Raw genomic sequence first — 15,833 nt, forward strand, 5'->3', positions numbered from 1 at the left:
TCTTCTCCTGATATCCGGTCAGATGTTAAAGTATCTGGATGACGCCGATGTGAAATCCTTCCAGCGGAAAATCAGAATCCCGAGAAACATCAGGATACAGGCCGAACTGCTGATTACCGCAGGTATCTGAAAACAATTTATATGTTTCAGCAGAAAAATCCACTGCAGCTGTGAAAGCACCGTATCCATCAGAAGATAGAGTACAAATTCCTGCAGTGCCATTTTCAGCCCCATACCGATCAGTATTGTAGTCACCATAACACCGACGAAGGCGACCGGCATGACCCAGTGGATCGACCACTTATGCCACCCCGTTACCGCATCGATCACAAGACTCAGAAAAATACCGATAATCACCTGCACCTGCATGGTTTTCAGCGCATTGTTCCTGTAGTACATGGTCACGCAGATATCCATAAAGCCTACCACCGCACTCAGTACCGAGAGCGGAATCCATGACGGAACACCTCCCATTATATAAATCATTGCCCCGTCCGAGATCAGGAACACAATCAAAAGGAAGGCTGCAAGTTTCACCGCACTGAGACGGCTGAATTTTCTCTTCGGAAGCGACGGAAAAGCCGGATTTTCCGGTTCCCCCGAAAGCGGTCCTCCGCAGAGCGGACAGCAGCGCTTGTTTCCCCTGATCTTCACGTGGCATCTGCCGCATTCCTGCATTCCTCACACCCCCTCGTCACAGTCATTACTCGCGATTTCCACCGGAACCCCCAGCTGTACCAGCCTGCGGAAAAAATTCATGGCAACCGGATGTCTCTCAAAGCTGGAGACAACACCGAATACCATCCAGTCCTCATATGTGCTGACGCACAGAAATACCGTCTTGCAGGACATAAAACTCGAGAATTTCTCAACATACGGAGACATTTCTGCGGGAAGTCTCACAACACCTACGTTTGAAACTGAGGTTGTAACTCCTGTATTCATCCGATATGCGATTCCCTGCAGTGCCACATTTTTGATAAACAGAGGAATCACGCGTACCGCAAGATTATGTTCCAGCGCAGAATAAGAATTCATGGTCTTCCGGACGTTCTCCTCCGTCAGCTGTTCTGAAAATTCTCTGCTGACCGGATCCATAATGCTCTTCAGGGTACCATCATAATCGCCCGCATAGTAAACCACCTGGATGACGCCGAAAAAGTTCCGGCTCGTCTCTGACGGGAAAAACTGACGAAGATTGACCGGTACGCTGACCACGATCGGACGATTATACTCCGAATGCTTCATCTCCTTCAGAATAGCCTCAATCCAGAGGGCAGTGGTCAGAATACCGACGGTCGCATGGTTCTCATGCGCAACCCTGAGAATCTCTCTGACAGAGACTGTTCCCTCCAGAAGATGTTCTTCCAGATTTGCGTCCTGAATACCCCTGATCTGGTAGGCCTTCACCGGAAACATCTCACGCAGATAGTTTCTCTTCTTCCGTTCACCCTTTTCATAATACTTGCTGAAAGCGTCAAGCTGTTTCTCCATCACCGATCCCTGATCTGACCGGGAAAGAGACCGGTCAAGACCATGCCTCAAAATCAGGTAATTGGTCACAAGTGACTCAATAAACATGTATCCCCCGGTTCCGTCGGAAAGGACATGAAAAATCTCGACATTGATTCTTCTGTGAAAATAGCTCACCCGGTACAAAAAATTTTTCTTCCCGGGAATATAAAGTGCCTTCAGCGCCGGTATATCTTCTTCCCGTACTTTTTCACATCCCGGAAGCTGGTCCATATAATACCAGAAGATCCCCTTCCGCAGGCAGCAGTTCATATACGGAAATTCCCTCATGGTTTCTTCCAGCGCCTTCTGAAGGATCTCCGGATTCACCTCTTCCTTCAGCTCACAGACGAGCCGGAAAACCCTGGTATCCGCGCCGACCATGGTCGACGGTATCAGCTTTGCCGCATTATCCAGCCGATACCATTCCCCTGCTTTATGTTCTTTCTCCATATATCAACCTCTGTTCTGCACAAGATTAATCCCGTTTCCGCCTCCCGCTGTGTTTCCGGAAGTATTCGAGCTGTCTTCCTCCGTATAAATATTCCCCGATTCATCCATCCAGTTCCCGGATCCCAGCGGAGAATATACATTCTGATTCTCGTCGTACCACGCAACTCCGCTGTCGTAGGTAACCGTCACCGTATTGCCGTTCCCGTCGGATAGCACTGCAGTATCTCCCTTTACGGCAGAATCGTCCGTCCCGCTGTCCGAGGAAGAAGACGATGACTCCGCACTCTCTCCGGAAGAATTCCTGTCAGAATTACCAACGGAAGGCAAAGAAGCGGATGATGCAGCAGAAGATGTCTGCACCATTTCTCCGGATCCCGCTGTTCCGACTCCGGCAGTGGAATCAGAAGAGTCCGCAGCAACCGCCTGAAGGATGCCCTGACTGCTCTCAGAAGATGCCACTGCGTCCTCTGATCCGACAGATACCGACGCCGATGTGCTCTGTACCGCCTCTCTGTTCTCCGGAGAGCTGTTTCTGCCAGAGGGAGATGCCATATAACGGATAAAAAGTATAACCATCACAGCGATCAGAATTGCCATGATGATCCTGAGCGGTCGGTTGTTAAAGATTCGTTTCCTTCCAGTCATTCGTTTCTCCTCCAATAACTGCTGAATGCTATTATAGCAAAGCCGCGCCGCATCTTCCATACGGAAGCCGCGCTCTGACAGAAAGTCCCACCGTTAACCTCTGCCAACGGTGGGAACTTTACTTCTGCCGCCTGCCCGTGGAAAGCAGGTCTGCCCTTGAATTTTATGCCTGAAAATAATAGCCGACCCCCCACTTCGTGTGAACGTACCGGGGTTCGGATGGATTGTCCTCAATCTTCTCGCGAAGCCGCCGGATATGGACGTCCACCGTCCTGACATCACCCGGATACTCATATCCCCACACGATATTCAGAAGATTATCACGGCTGTAAACCTTGTTCGGATTAAAAGCAAGAAGCTGCAGTACATCGAATTCCTTCGCGGTCAGATTGACCTCGCGGTCTCCGATAAAGACCCGGCGGCTGTCAATGTCCAGCCGCAGATCCCCTGCCTGAATGATCTTTGTCTTCTCCTCGGTCTTTTCCGTTTTTCTCGTTCTCCGGAGGATTGCCTTGATTCTGGCCTTAACCTCAAGAATATTAAACGGCTTCGTGATGTAATCATCGGCTCCGTATTCCAATCCCATGATCTTGTCCATATCCTCACCCTTCGCGGTGAGCATGATAATCGGAACATTGGAAAACTCCCGGATCTGCTGACAGACCTCAAGGCCGCTCATTTTCGGAAGCATCAGATCCAGAAGTATGATGTCATAATCATTCTCCTTCGCCAGATTGAGTGCCTCCTCTCCATCGTAGGCGCAGGACACCTCATACCCGTCCTGTTCCAGCGAAAACCGGATACCCTTTACGATAAGCTTTTCATCGTCAACTACCAGAACCTTATTTGCCATCTCCAGACCCCTGCCTCTAAATGTACATTTTCATACCACAATATCGTCCCGAATCTTCGCAAAAGCCTTTTCCTTGATTCCCTCGACATTCATGATGTCCTCGATTCTGGAAAAGCTCCCGTGTTTTTCGCGGTACGCCAGGATCGCGTCTGCCCGCGCAGCACCGATTCCATGTAATGTCATCAGTTCTTCCCTGCCGGCCGTGTTGATATTGACCTTTGCCTTCCCGGTTCCGCCTGCAGACAGATCTTCTCCCGAACCTGCGCTCTGTTCTGCCGTTCCGGCACCGCTGCCGTTCTTCGGAAGTTTCTCTGCCTCTTCTTTCGTATACACGGTGATCTGCTGTCCGTCAGCGACCTGTGCCGCCTGATTCAGGCTTCGTCCGTCTGCTTCTCCGGTCATTCCGCCGGCCATCGCAATCGCCTCGTACACCCGGCTTCCAGTCGGAAGTTCATAGACACCAGGCGCATTCACGGCTCCGCAGACATAGACATAACACATTTCCGATGTGCTATTCCCCACTCCTGCCGCACGTGCCTCGCCGGAAACATCATCCGCTTCGCTGGAAGCGCCATCCGCTTCTCCTGCAGAAAGTGCTTTGCCGGATGTTTTCTCTTCCGTAGCGGATGATCTGTCTGAACCATCCTCCCGCGAAGGTAAGCCATCTAACCGGCCATTTGAAGATTCAAGAACAGCAGACCCGTATCGATAGATGCCCTCATCCTCTCCACAGCCTGATAGAAGAGCCGCGGCTGTAAACGCGACAAAAAGCAGAACGGAAGCATTGCGGATCCGCTTTCTGATTTTATTTATCATTTGTATCTCTCCGATCATCGTCATTTCCTGAATGTTTCCGATAAAGAGATACCCGACCATAAATATTGTAGCGAATTTTTGTAACAATTACAAGAGTAAAGACTCAGAAGAAGACTTTCGCGAAAGATTCAGAAGCGTTTTAAAACGAAGCTTCCAGTCTCCGAATCATTTCATCAATATCTTCCCTCTCGATGATGAGCGGGGGAACCAGACGGATCACATCTGATCCCGCTGAGATAACCACAAGCCCGTTCTTCAAGGCGTTTCCGACGATTTCACCCACCGGTCTTCCTGTCACAACAAGCCCCTGCATAAATCCCCTGCCGCGGCGCGCCGAGAGAAAATCATATCTGTCTACAAGTGCGTCAAGCTGCTGCTCCAGGTATGGAGTCAGCTTTCTCACATGTTCGACAATGTGATTTTTCTCGAACAGGTCAAATACCGTGCTGACCGCACGCGTCGCAAGAGGATTTCCTCCGTAAGTGCTGCCATGGTCGCCCGGTACCAGAGACCGTGATGCCGCCTTCTCGTTCAGCACAAAGCAGCCGACGGGAACACCGCAGCCAAGTGCCTTGGCACAGGTCATGATATCCGGCTGTACGCCGAATTCCTGCCATGCCCAGAGATTGCCGGTACGACCCATTCCGCATTGAATCTCATCCAGAATCAGCAGAATATCATGCTCATCGCAAAGCTTCCGGACTCCCTCAAGGAACTCCTTTTCGGCCGGATATATGCCTCCCTCCCCCTGCACAGTTTCCATGATAACCGCACAGGTCTTGCCGTTGATGCACTCTTCAACGCTCTTGAGGTCATTGAATCTGGCAAAACGGATTCCGCCGATCAGCGGCTTGAACGGTTCCTGATAGGAGGTATTTCCGGTGACGGAGAGTGCGCCAAGGCTTCTGCCATGGAAGGAATGCTCCATGGCAATGATTTCATGATCCGAACTCCCGTCCCTGAGCCATGCATACTTTCTTGCGGCTTTGATCGCGCCCTCGATTGCCTCTGTTCCGGAGTTTGTGAAAAACACCTTGCTCATGCCGCAGGACTGCGCCACTTTTCTCGCTGCTTCCGCCATCGGAACATTGTAGTACAGATTGGAGGTATGTATGATATGGTCGATCTGATCCTTCAGTGCGTCATTGTATTCCCGGTTTCCGTATCCGAGGCCGAAAACAGCGATGCCTGCCGCAAAATCCAGATATTTTTTCCCGTCCGTGTCATAGAGATGAACCCCCTCACCTCTTTCGAATACTACCGGAAAACGGTTGTACGTGTGAAGAACATATTGATCGGTTTCCTGCATAATTTCTTCAGTCTTCATGATTAAATTTTTCCTCTTCATTTCTCAGAATTGCGGTGCCGATACCCTTGTTTGTAAAGATTTCCAGAAGCAGACAGTGCGGAATTCTTCCATCCAGAATATGCACCCGGTTTACTCCGTTATTGATGGCATTGATACAGTTCTGAAGCTTCGGGATCATTCCTCCCGCCACATGGCCGCTTTCCATCAGGCTCTTCGCTTCATCGATCGTGAGAAGAGAGATGAGTGTGGACGGGTCATCCTTGTCATAATATACGCCCTCAATATCACTGAGGAACGCCAGCTTCTCCGCCTTCACCGCTTCCGCGATTGCGCTGGCCGCATCATCGGCATTAATATTGTAGGAATGATACTCGTCGTCGGCGCCAACCGGACAGACAATCGGGAGAAAGTCCTTTTCCAGAAGATCGTTCAGGATCTTCGGATCCACCTTGCGAATATCGCCCACGTAGCCGATATCCTCACCGTCGGAATACTTCTTGTCAACCTGAAGAAGTCCTCCGTCCTTTCCACTGATTCCTACAGCCTTTACGCCAAGGCTCTCAACCATGCTCACCAGTTCCTTATTCACCTTGTTCAGAACCATTTCGGCGATCTCCATGGTATCCTCATCTGTCACACGCAGTCCATTGACAAACCTCGGCTGCATGCCGACCTTTCCGACCCACCTTGAAATTTCCTTTCCGCCGCCATGAACGATAATCGGTTTGAATCCGACCAGCTTCAGCAGAACCACATCCTTGATGACATTCTTCTTCAGCTCATCGTCGATCATCGCGCTTCCGCCGTATTTTACCACTATAATCTTGCGGTTGAATCTCTGAATATAGGGGAGTGCCTCGATGAGAACCTCCGCCTTGTCTAAGTATTTCTGATTAACCATCTTTCACCTCCGGAGCCATGCAGAAATCAGGATCTGTAATCTGCGTTGATCTTAATATAATCATAGGTGAGGTCACAGCCCCAGGCTGTCGCCTCCTCGCTTCCCATCTTGACGTCTGCAATACACGTTACCGCATCCTCAGAGAGGATCTTTGTCGCCTCATCCTCGCTGTAGCCCGTCGAAACGCTGTTCTCTACGATTTTAATCCTACCGGCTTTGCTTTCAAAATAAAGATCCACATTCTCCGGATCAAATTTTGCACCCGAATATCCCATTGCGCAGAGGATTCTGCCCCAGTTCGCATCTCTTCCGTAGATTGCCGCCTTCGTAAGGTTTGATGTAACAATCGATTTCGCCAATGTTACAGCCTGATCCTTCGTCTTTGCGTGCACAACCTTTACTTCGAAAAGTCTGGTTGCTCCCTCTCCGTCGCCCGCAATCATCTTCGCAAGTTCACGGTTCACCGCAAAAAGCGCCTCGACGAATTTATCATAATCCTCTCCACGGGAGGTAATATCCGGATTCCCGGCAAGACCGTTCGCCATGATCACGCAGGTGTCGTTCGTGGAGGTGTCTCCATCAACCGAAATCATATTGTAAGTATCCTTCACCACCGTTGACAGCGCTTCCTGAAGCATCGTCCCGGAAATCACCGCATCCGTGGTGAGAAAAGAAAGCATCGTGCACATATTTGGATGAATCATGCCTGCGCCCTTGCACATTCCACCGATGGTCACTGTTTTTCCGCCCAGTTCGATCTGCACCGATACCTCCTTCGGATGCGTATCCGTGGTCATGATGGACTGTGCCGCAATAGAAGCCGCTTCCCGGGAATTGTCCAGCATCGGAGCAAGAAGATGGATTCCCTTTTCAATGACATCTACCGGGATCTGCGCTCCGATCACTCCGGTCGAACCGATCAGCACCGAGTCCACAGGAATATCAAGCTCTCTTGATGCTGCCTCAGCCGTTTTCCGACAGGCCTCATAGCCCTGTGCACCCGTAGCCGCGTTTGCGATTCCGCTGTTGATCACAACCGCCTGCGCGCTCTTGCTGTCATGCACCACATGCTGATCCCATTTCACCGGAGCCGCCTTGACAAGATTCGTCGTAAAAGTACCCGCAACAACACAGGGCACAATACTGTAAATCATCGCCATATCCTTTGTATTTCCCTTTTTAATGCCAGTGTGTCCGCCCGCAGCCTTAAATCCCATAGCGGCTGTAACACCATCATGTCCGATCTTCATATAAAACCTCCTCCTTGTCGATTCTCTGTTAAGAATAAACTTCTTTTTCGGATATGTAAAGAGCGAATTATGCATAATTATGCATTAAATTTTAAATTTATGCATATTATTTCAACTTAATGCATTTAGCTCTTGCATATCATACACAAGTGATGTATATTCGTGTATAAGCTCTTCGAAACGCAAACAGGCTCGTCGCACGCGAAGCGCGCGTAAGAGACTGTATGCGATTTCGAAGGCAACAGGTATGAGCGTGAAGCCGTGTGAAACACGGCGAAAACGCTCATGCCTGTAGGATTGCGAGAGTGCGAAGCACGGAGCAATCCGTAGCTTATACACGATACACTTCAACTTCAATAAGTCCAGTCGCAATGTTCTTGGCTCACGGGGAGCTTGCTCACCAGTGAGCAAGAACATTAGCGACGACAACAGGTATGAGCATGAAGCGGTGCGAAGCGCCGCGAGAATGCGAATGTGCGCGGGCAGTGAGCCACATCCGCTCACGCAAAGTGTGAAGCGGTGGGGCGAACGCCGCGACAGACCGACGAAGTCGGTCACCTGTTAGCGGCACGAAAGCTGCGAAGCAGCGAAGTGACGCGGGGACTTATACACGAGAAAATGCTTGTTCCGTCCCCGGCGACCCGGTATAATGAGAATGTTCCGTGTTCCGGTCCATGTACAGGCCCTTCCGCTTCTGTACAACCGGCATACCGGCTGCATCCGATAAAATCGGTAATTTCATATTTGATATATATAAAGGAGGAAATTTCCCATGAGTGAAAAGGTTGTTCTTGCATATTCCGGCGGTCTGGATACCACAGCGCTGATTCCCTGGCTGAAGGAGAACTTCGGATATGAGATCATCTGCTGCTGCATCAACTGCGGACAGGAAGAAGAGCTGACCGATGACAATCTGAACGAAAGAGCGCTGAGCTCCGGAGCTTCCAAGCTCTACATCATCGATGTCATCGACGAATTTGCAGAGGATTACATCATGCCCTGTGTCAAGGCAGGTGCGGTCTATGAGCACAGCTATCTTCTCGGTACCTCTATGGCACGCCCGCTGATCGCGAAAAAGCTTGTTGAAGTAGCGCACAAGGAAGGCGCAACCGCCATCTGCCATGGAGCAACCGGAAAGGGTAATGATCAGATCCGTTTTGAGCTCGGCATCAAAGCCCTTGATCCCACAATTAAGATCATTGCCCCCTGGCGCATGACCGACGTATGGACCATGCAGTCCCGTGAAGATGAAATCCAGTACTGCAAGGACCACGGCATCGACCTTCCTTTCTCCATGGGCAAGGGCTACAGCCGTGACCGGAATCTGTGGCATATCAGTCACGAAGGTCTTGAGCTGGAAGATCCTTCACAGGCACCGAACTATGATAAACTTCTGGTCCTGAGTGTTACTCCCGAAAAAGCACCAGACAAGGTCACCGACCTTACCCTTACCTTTGAAAAGGGTGTCCCGAAGGCGCTGAACGGCAAGGAAATGAAAGTAGCCGAGATCATCGAAGAACTGAATAAACTTGGCGGCGCAAATGGAATCGGCATCATCGATATCGTGGAGAACCGTGTCGTCGGAATGAAATCCCGCGGCGTCTATGAAACCCCGGGCGGAACAATCCTGATGGCCGCTCACGATCAGCTTGAGGAGCTCGTGCTTGACCGTGAAACCATGGAGACAAAGAAAAAGCTCGGAAGCCAGCTGGCACAGATTGTTTACGAAGGAAAATGGTTTACTCCTCTTCGCGAAGCCATCAGCGCATTTGTTGAGTCTACCCAGAATGTCGTAACCGGCGAAGTAAAGCTTAAGCTCTACAAGGGCAACATCATCCGCAACGGAACGACTTCTCCGTACAGCCTCTACAACTCCTCCCTGGCGTCCTTCACCACCGGAGATCTTTATGATCACAGTGATGCAAGCGGATTTATCAATCTCTTCGGACTGCCGCTGAAGGTACGCGCCCTCATGATGGAAGATGTCAAGAAGCAGAATAAAAATAAATGAATCACTGCAAATAAATAGCAGATTCATCCAATGGGGACTGCCGCTCATATGGCAGTCCCTTTTTCCGTAATATTCGCAGGCGGGAAGGCATATTTAACATTAATCCTTCGTTTTTTCTGTTTTTTTTGTGCAACTTTAGTATTATCTATGGTATAATCGTTGTATGAATCCTCAGCTTATAGAGAAAGATTCGCAGAATACAGAAAGCTGATATCCGGCGGCTGTAAGAGGAAAGGAGCACAATATGGACAAAAACTATGTCAAAATACCGGCGGTTATGAATTCGAATGTATCCTTGAAGGTGATCCGGGGTCATTTTGCGACCTCACACTCCCATATCAACTGTTTCTTCGATATCACAACCATGAAGACCCGTTGCAGCGAGGCGCACAACGTCGCATCTCTTCTTGCCATGCACTACTCCGTTGATACGCAGGTTGATACAATCATCTGCATGGATGGCATGGAGGTTATCGGCACATACCTCGCGGAAGAGCTTACAAAATCCGGAATTCTCTCTATCAACGCACACAAGACCATCTATGTTGTCTCCCCCGAATACATCGCATCAGGACAGATCATTTTCCGCGACAACATGCAGATTGCGCTCCGCGGCAAGCACGTGCTGCTTCTCCTGGGCTCCATCACAACAGGCCGTTCGCTGGCAACGATTCTCGAGAGTGTCCGCTATTATGGCGCAACCGTCAGCGGCGCATGTGCCATCTTCAGCGCAGTGGATGAGGTCAAGGGAATCAAGGTCGCGGCAGCCTTCCATGCGTCCGACGTTCCCGAATACGAATCCTACAAGACCAGTGAATGTCCGCTCTGCAAAAAGAAGGTTCCGATCGACGCTCTCGTCAACAGCTTCGGTTATTCTCTGCTCTGACAACGAGATAAAACACGCTGCGCGAGTTTTATCTCGCTATCGCGACGCTCGCGTAAAAAAGGCCCATATCCTTCGACGATATCGTCCGGATATGGGTCTTTTCATTACTTATTCCGCGTCTGCCGCCTGTTCCTTCGACTGAAGCCATTTCTCGTATTCCGGATCTCCCGCATCCAGATACATCTCCCGAAAGATCTTCTTGCCGCATTCTGTCCGGAATATTTTGCTGTACGCGCTCTGGATTCCGGCAACGGAAGAATGATCCTCGTACAGATTCACCAGAAAATCTGCCTCAACAAGAATCTGGTAATCCATTCCGTCAATGTCTTTATAGGTGTGATGATGACCGATCAGATAGCAGATCCTGTCAATCTCATCCTTTTCAAACCCGATCTTCTCCAGAATAGGCTTCGCCTCGGCCGGTCCGTACTTCTCCTGCAGTTTTCCATCGCTCTTTCCGCACAGGATCTCCGCCCTGTGAATTCCGATATCATGAACATAAGCGGCAGCCTCAAGAATCAGCTGCGTCTTCTCATCGAGACCTTCGCCCCGCCCGATCATTGCCGAGAAAGCATGCACCTTGATCAGATGCTGAATCCGCATTGGATCCCTCCGGTCATAATCGATCATTGCCAGACATAATCTGTCGAGCATCTTCCTGCTGTCTGCTTTCATATAGGCCTCCCTTGAATTCTATTTTCCTGAAACACTGATCCTTTGTATAAAAAAACAGCAGAACCACATTTCTGCGCCATTCTGCTGTCCATTATCCATCCGGACCAGATGATCACAGACGTCCACGCCCGTAACGACGGACACAGATCGCTGTGCATTTGGCCCGTTCACTTTCAGAATCAGTTATCGATGCTGTAGTTCGGAGCCTCCTTTGTGATATGAATGTCATGAGGATGCGACTCCTTGAGTGCCGCGGAAGAAATCTTGATGAACTTTCCGGTTTTCTGCAGTGTCGGAATATCTGCCGCTCCGCAGTAGCCCATACCCGAGCGAAGGCCTCCGATCATCTGGAAAATCGTATCCTCCACAGAACCCCTGTATGCCACACGGCCCTCTACGCCTTCCGGCACGAGCTTCTTCGCGCCCGCCTGGAAATAACGATCAGCGCTGCCGTGTGCCTGAGACATCGCTCCCATGGATCCCATGCCGCGGTATACCTTGTACTTTCTTCCCTGGAACAGCTCAAATTCGCCCGGAGCCTCGTCACATCCGGCGAACATACTTCCCATCATGCAGACATTACCACCGGCAGCAATCGCCTTCACAATATCTCCGGAGAACTGGATACCGCCGTCCGCGATGATCGGTGTGCCGGTTTTCTTTGCCTCTTCATAGCAGTTCATGATCGCAGTAACCTGCGGAACACCGATGCCTGCCACGACACGGGTGGTACAGATCGAACCAGGTCCGATTCCTACCTTGACGCAGTCCGCGCCAGCTTCGATCAGATCATGTGTGGCCTCCGCTGTCGCAACATTTCCTGCAATAACCTGAAGATCCGGATATGCGCTTTTAACCATCCGAAGACATTTGAAGATATTCGCGGAATGGCCATGTGCGGAGTCGATGACCACGCAGTCCACATGTGCCTTGACCAGCGCATCCACCCGCTCCAGGACATCATCGGTAATGCCGATGGCAGCTCCGCACAGAAGACGTCCGTATGCATCCTTTGCGGCATTCGGATATTTAATCTGCTTCTCGATATCCTTGATTGTGATCAGGCCCTTCAGATTTCCCTCATCATCGACGATCGGGAGTTTTTCCTTCCGTGCCTTGGCCAGAAGACTCTTCGCCTCTTCAAGCGTAACACCCTCTTTTGCCGTAATCAGATTTTCTGAAGTCATCGATTCCTTGATCTTCTTGCTGAAATCAGTTTCAAACAGAAGGTCACGGTTTGTAATGATTCCGACAAGCTTCTTGCCGACCGTGATCGGCACACCCGAGATGCGGTACTTCGCCATAAGCGCGTTGGCATCCGCCAGCGTATCCTCCGGGGAAAGATAGAAGGGATCTGTAATGACACCGTTTTCCGAACGTTTTACCTTATCGACCTCGTCTGCCTGCTGTTCGATTGTCATGTTCTTATGGATGATTCCGATACCGCCCTGTCTGGCCATCGCAATCGCCATGCGATGCTCGGTAACCGTATCCATACCTGCGCTCATCATCGGGATATTCAATTTGATCTTCTTTGTCAGATATGTGCTCAAATCCACCATATTCGGTGTAACCGTTGAATACTGCGGTACTAAAAGCACATCATCAAATGTAATACCCTCTCCGATAATCTGTCCCATAAACGTTCTTCCTTTCTTCTATCTGACTGTTAATGTGAATAAAATAACTATACAGATCAGAGCCCTGCAAAGAGCAGAAGTCTGTGACGAAACGAAATCTTAGATATGCATGAGAAAATCGCAATCATATGTCTGCCGTCTGCACATGTTCTGAATAATTTGAAAAAAGTTTAGCAAACCGCACACTGAAAGTCAATGCCCTGTGCGGATAAAAAAGGCTGCCACGCCGGACCTGTCCCGGTCCGGGCAAGCAGCCTGTTCGCTCAATTTGTGAAGAAACGGCTCGGAGCCCGCATCCGCATATCCTTAAGCATGTCTTCACTCGGCGATATAAGAACCTTCTGTCTTTCCTGATTTGAGGAGATCACAAACGCCCAGGCATTTTTCTCGTCCTCCGGCGTACCCGATGTATAATCAACCACCTTCACATTTTTAAAACCGGAGAGATGATCCGACCCCACCGGAGCGATAACCTCTGCTTCACTCAAGTCATAGGAAGCGCCCTTCTTCCTCGACTGTTTGGAAAAAATCCTGTCAATATCCAGCACTCCGTTTACATAGGAGTACTCATATTCTACGCTCTGTCTGGGAATCAGCCAGATATCGAGCAGAATCATACCAAATCCCGCAAGCAGAAACGCAGGATGCACCATAATTCCGGAAACGAACATCAGGATCGTAAGCAACACAAAGAAAACCTTAATGAACCGGTTCTTCATGGTTGGCTGTACGGAAATCAGTTTTTCCTTAAATAAATCACTCATACCTTTTCTCCTGTCACTTTGGAATTCTCAGATGCCATTATCATAGCATTTTTTGAAGCGAGATAAAACACGCTGCGCGAGTTTTATCCCGCTATCGCGACGCTCGCCGCACACGAATACTTCGCATTCGGCTGCGGCTCACTGTTCGCGTAAACGAGATAAAACACGCTGCGCGAGTTTTATCTCGCTATCGCGACGCTCGCCGCACACGAATACTTCGCATTCGGCTGCGGCTCACTGTTCGCGTAAATAAATGTCAGCACGGATTCACCCGGCTGCGCCCGGAGCACTCCCTGTATTCTGTGATGAAAAAGCGCTGACGGTATTTTCAGAACCGGAATTGTCTCCCTCGCTGGAAGAAGTACTGGTCAGCAAACGATCCGCGGAAGAGCTGCCGACTGTCTCAGAGGAGGATGAAGACACGGAGGAACTGTTCACACTTTCCGTTCCACTGCCCCCATTTTCCGCTCCACTGTCAGATACAGAAGAAGCATTTAAGGTGTCCGCAAGATTTGTGTCCGCCAGCAGAGTGTCTGCGCTATAGAGGAACAGCACATCTGTGATTCCGTAAGAGGTAATGGCAGTCTCGATATCGTCGTAATAATATCTCGGGTCCACCATGATAATGCTCTGAAAATACGGATACAGAAACTGCATGAAGCTGTTCGCATAGGAGTCCTTGAATACCAGCAGATTTCTTCCATTGTTGGCGGTCGTCCGAATCTCTACCACAGGATGATTTCCGCCGAAGAACACCTGATACTGATCCTTTTCCTTCAGCTTGTCACTCATAAACATGGATGTGCTCTTCTCGCCCGTGTCAGGATAGGTCACGTAATACTCCACATCTGTTCCGTCGGGCTGATAGATTTCAATTGAATCCCGCGAAATGTGACGCCCGCTTCTCGACGCCAGAGTGCCCTGGAAGGAATCCGACACCGTGTAAATCGTGTTATCTGTGATCGGTGTGTCAATCCCGAGCTGATTTGCGGCGCCCAGAAAGACTTCATAAGCACCCAGGCTGGTCCAGTGATGGTCTGTCTTATAGTAGATCTTCTGATCCTTATTCTTCTGCATCACACCGATGGCGTCAATGCTCTGTATTTTGCTGTCCAGGCTATTCTCAAATCCGCGGATATCTGAGATCTGATCCTCTGCCGGAGCATTCCGGGGAAGCTTGTCCGTGAGTATGCTTGCCGCATCCGGAATCATCAGAAGGTTCATGTTCAGATCACTGTGTCTTCCGGAAAAATCATTGATGGCAGTTTCTGTCGCGTTAACTGTTTTCTGGTCCGGCACGACCGGCTTCGACAGAAGATATCCGTCTTTTCCGAAATACACATTCTCAGATTCCCGGTTTCCCAGAATCATCGTACCCAGAGAACGGATATTCATCCATATATCCCGGCCGACAAATTGATCCGATTCATAGCTGTTGAAGTCACGGAAGAAATCGCCGTTAGCGAGGGATGCCGCCGAAATTTTCGGCAGCTGAGCAAGGTTTCTGTTCTCGTCCGGTGAAAACTCTCTGCTCGGCACGATCAGATTCACGACAAAAATAACCGCGACAGCTCCGAGAAAAATCCGGGTGAGCAGATCGTAGAAATATGCTTTTTTCTTCCCTTTCCGCAATTTTGGTTTCTTCGGCACAAGACCGGGAACTTTCCTTAGTGCCTCGCGATATCTGCTTTTCCTGCCGCCAGCCGCGTTTCCGCGCCTCTCCGCCGCTCCGGCTGACGTCCTGCTTCTTCCGCCGTCTGCCGCATTTCCGCGCCTCTCCGCCGCTCCGGCTGACGTCCTGCTTCTTCCGCCGTCTGCCGCGTTTCCGCGCCTCTCCGATGCTCCGGCTGATGCCCTGCTTCCTCTGCCGCCTGCCGCGTTTCCGCGCCTCTCCGCCGCTCCCGCTGACGTCCTGCTTCTTCCGCCGCCTGCCGCGTTTCCGTGTCTCTCCGCCGCTCCGGCTGACATCCTGCTTCTTTCCTCCTCCGCTCTTCCGGAAGTTCGTTTCGAACTGTCCGGCCTGGTCTTCATACGCAGTGGCAGATCATCCAGATAGATCGGCGACGAGTTACCTTTCTTATTGTTATTATCACTGTAATCCGTCATTATCTTCACCTT

At 50.2% G+C, this 15,833-nt stretch carries 15 protein-coding genes; 3 read left to right on the forward strand and 12 right to left on the reverse strand.

Annotated elements, in window-relative coordinates:
- Window positions 1-18 precede the first annotated feature (18 nt).
- The 8 genes from ACTNDI_RS05770 to argJ form a co-directional block, all read right to left on the reverse strand.
- Window positions 19-654: a DUF6320 domain-containing protein gene (locus tag ACTNDI_RS05770; RefSeq protein ID WP_441099819.1), complete on the reverse strand. Its 636-nt coding sequence runs from the start codon at window positions 652-654 to the stop codon at window positions 19-21.
- 27 nt (window positions 655-681) lie between these two features.
- Complete coding sequence (locus tag ACTNDI_RS05775; RefSeq protein ID WP_441099820.1) at window positions 682-1,965, reverse strand: hypothetical protein; 1,284 nt, start codon at window positions 1,963-1,965, stop codon at window positions 682-684.
- 3 nt (window positions 1,966-1,968) lie between these two features.
- Window positions 1,969-2,610 carry a hypothetical protein gene (locus tag ACTNDI_RS05780; protein ID WP_441099821.1) on the reverse strand — a complete coding sequence of 214 codons (642 nt, stop codon included), beginning with the start codon at window positions 2,608-2,610 and terminating at the stop codon, window positions 1,969-1,971.
- Window positions 2,611-2,773: 163 nt separating this feature from the next.
- Window positions 2,774-3,463, reverse strand: a complete 690-nt coding sequence (locus tag ACTNDI_RS05785; RefSeq protein WP_441099822.1) for a response regulator transcription factor — start codon at window positions 3,461-3,463, stop codon at window positions 2,774-2,776.
- 30 nt (window positions 3,464-3,493) lie between these two features.
- Entirely contained in the window at window positions 3,494-4,279 is a 786-nt protein-coding gene (locus tag ACTNDI_RS05790; RefSeq protein ID WP_441099823.1) for a helix-hairpin-helix domain-containing protein, read from the reverse strand.
- Between the two features lie 139 nt (window positions 4,280-4,418).
- The gene (locus tag ACTNDI_RS05795) at window positions 4,419-5,606 is read right to left on the reverse strand and encodes an aspartate aminotransferase family protein (RefSeq protein WP_441099824.1); all 1,188 of its coding nucleotides are present in this window, start codon (window positions 5,604-5,606) and stop codon (window positions 4,419-4,421) included.
- On the reverse strand, window positions 5,596-6,489 hold the full coding sequence (argB, locus tag ACTNDI_RS05800) for an acetylglutamate kinase (protein WP_441099825.1): 894 nt from the start codon (window positions 6,487-6,489) through the stop codon (window positions 5,596-5,598). The genes ACTNDI_RS05795 and argB overlap by 11 nt, the downstream gene beginning before the upstream one ends.
- Before the next feature lie 26 nt (window positions 6,490-6,515).
- Window positions 6,516-7,739, reverse strand: coding sequence for a bifunctional glutamate N-acetyltransferase/amino-acid acetyltransferase ArgJ (gene argJ / locus ACTNDI_RS05805; RefSeq protein WP_441099827.1), 1,224 nt, complete (start codon window positions 7,737-7,739; stop codon window positions 6,516-6,518).
- 403 nt (window positions 7,740-8,142) lie between these two features.
- Between argJ and ACTNDI_RS05810 the strand changes: the two genes are divergently transcribed.
- The 3 genes from ACTNDI_RS05810 (at window position 8,143) to ACTNDI_RS05820 (ending at window position 10,636) form a co-directional block, all read left to right on the forward strand.
- Window positions 8,143-8,304, forward strand: coding sequence for a hypothetical protein (locus ACTNDI_RS05810; RefSeq protein ID WP_441099828.1), 162 nt, complete (start codon window positions 8,143-8,145; stop codon window positions 8,302-8,304).
- Between the two features lie 207 nt (window positions 8,305-8,511).
- Complete coding sequence (locus ACTNDI_RS05815) at window positions 8,512-9,750, forward strand: argininosuccinate synthase (RefSeq protein WP_441099829.1); 1,239 nt, start codon at window positions 8,512-8,514, stop codon at window positions 9,748-9,750.
- A gap of 244 nt (window positions 9,751-9,994) precedes the next feature.
- Window positions 9,995-10,636, forward strand: coding sequence for an orotate phosphoribosyltransferase (locus ACTNDI_RS05820; RefSeq protein WP_441099830.1), 642 nt, complete (start codon window positions 9,995-9,997; stop codon window positions 10,634-10,636).
- 108 nt (window positions 10,637-10,744) lie between these two features.
- Here ACTNDI_RS05820 and ACTNDI_RS05825 read toward each other — a convergent pair whose 3' ends face one another.
- The 4 genes from ACTNDI_RS05825 to ACTNDI_RS05840 all read right to left on the reverse strand — a co-directional run bounded on the left by ACTNDI_RS05825 (window position 10,745) and on the right by ACTNDI_RS05840 (window position 15,821).
- Window positions 10,745-11,311, reverse strand: a complete 567-nt coding sequence (locus ACTNDI_RS05825) for an HD domain-containing protein (protein WP_441099831.1) — start codon at window positions 11,309-11,311, stop codon at window positions 10,745-10,747.
- 179 nt (window positions 11,312-11,490) lie between these two features.
- Window positions 11,491-12,951, reverse strand: a complete 1,461-nt coding sequence (gene guaB / locus ACTNDI_RS05830; RefSeq protein ID WP_441099832.1) for an IMP dehydrogenase — start codon at window positions 12,949-12,951, stop codon at window positions 11,491-11,493.
- A 263-nt stretch (window positions 12,952-13,214) separates the two neighbouring features.
- A complete protein-coding gene (locus ACTNDI_RS05835; protein WP_441099834.1) occupies window positions 13,215-13,715 on the reverse strand; it encodes a DUF6106 family protein in 501 nt (166 codons plus the stop codon).
- A 267-nt stretch (window positions 13,716-13,982) separates the two neighbouring features.
- Window positions 13,983-15,821 carry a DHHW family protein gene (locus ACTNDI_RS05840; protein ID WP_441099835.1) on the reverse strand — a complete coding sequence of 613 codons (1,839 nt, stop codon included), beginning with the start codon at window positions 15,819-15,821 and terminating at the stop codon, window positions 13,983-13,985.
- Window positions 15,822-15,833 lie beyond the last annotated feature (12 nt).

The organism is Bilifractor sp. HCP3S3_D3 (genome assembly GCF_052063915.1).
Lineage (GTDB): Bacteria > Bacillota > Clostridia > Lachnospirales > Lachnospiraceae > Bilifractor.

Coding starts and splice junctions, on each gene's coding strand:
- ACTNDI_RS05775 (WP_441099820.1), bottom strand. CDS start 1,965: ATGGAGAAAGAACATAAAGCAGGGGAATGGTATCGGCTGGATAATGCG.
- ACTNDI_RS05780 (WP_441099821.1), bottom strand. CDS start 2,610: ATGACTGGAAGGAAACGAATCTTTAACAACCGACCGCTCAGGATCATC.
- ACTNDI_RS05785 (WP_441099822.1), bottom strand. CDS start 3,463: ATGGCAAATAAGGTTCTGGTAGTTGACGATGAAAAGCTTATCGTAAAG.
- ACTNDI_RS05790 (WP_441099823.1), bottom strand. CDS start 4,279: ATGATAAATAAAATCAGAAAGCGGATCCGCAATGCTTCCGTTCTGCTT.
- ACTNDI_RS05795 (WP_441099824.1), bottom strand. CDS start 5,606: ATGAAGACTGAAGAAATTATGCAGGAAACCGATCAATATGTTCTTCAC.
- argB (WP_441099825.1), bottom strand. CDS start 6,489: ATGGTTAATCAGAAATACTTAGACAAGGCGGAGGTTCTCATCGAGGCA.
- argJ (WP_441099827.1), bottom strand. CDS start 7,739: ATGAAGATCGGACATGATGGTGTTACAGCCGCTATGGGATTTAAGGCT.
- ACTNDI_RS05815 (WP_441099829.1), top strand. CDS start 8,512: ATGAGTGAAAAGGTTGTTCTTGCATATTCCGGCGGTCTGGATACCACA.
- ACTNDI_RS05820 (WP_441099830.1), top strand. CDS start 9,995: ATGGACAAAAACTATGTCAAAATACCGGCGGTTATGAATTCGAATGTA.
- ACTNDI_RS05825 (WP_441099831.1), bottom strand. CDS start 11,311: ATGAAAGCAGACAGCAGGAAGATGCTCGACAGATTATGTCTGGCAATG.
- guaB (WP_441099832.1), bottom strand. CDS start 12,951: ATGGGACAGATTATCGGAGAGGGTATTACATTTGATGATGTGCTTTTA.
- ACTNDI_RS05835 (WP_441099834.1), bottom strand. CDS start 13,715: ATGAGTGATTTATTTAAGGAAAAACTGATTTCCGTACAGCCAACCATG.
- ACTNDI_RS05840 (WP_441099835.1), bottom strand. CDS start 15,821: ATGACGGATTACAGTGATAATAACAATAAGAAAGGTAACTCGTCGCCG.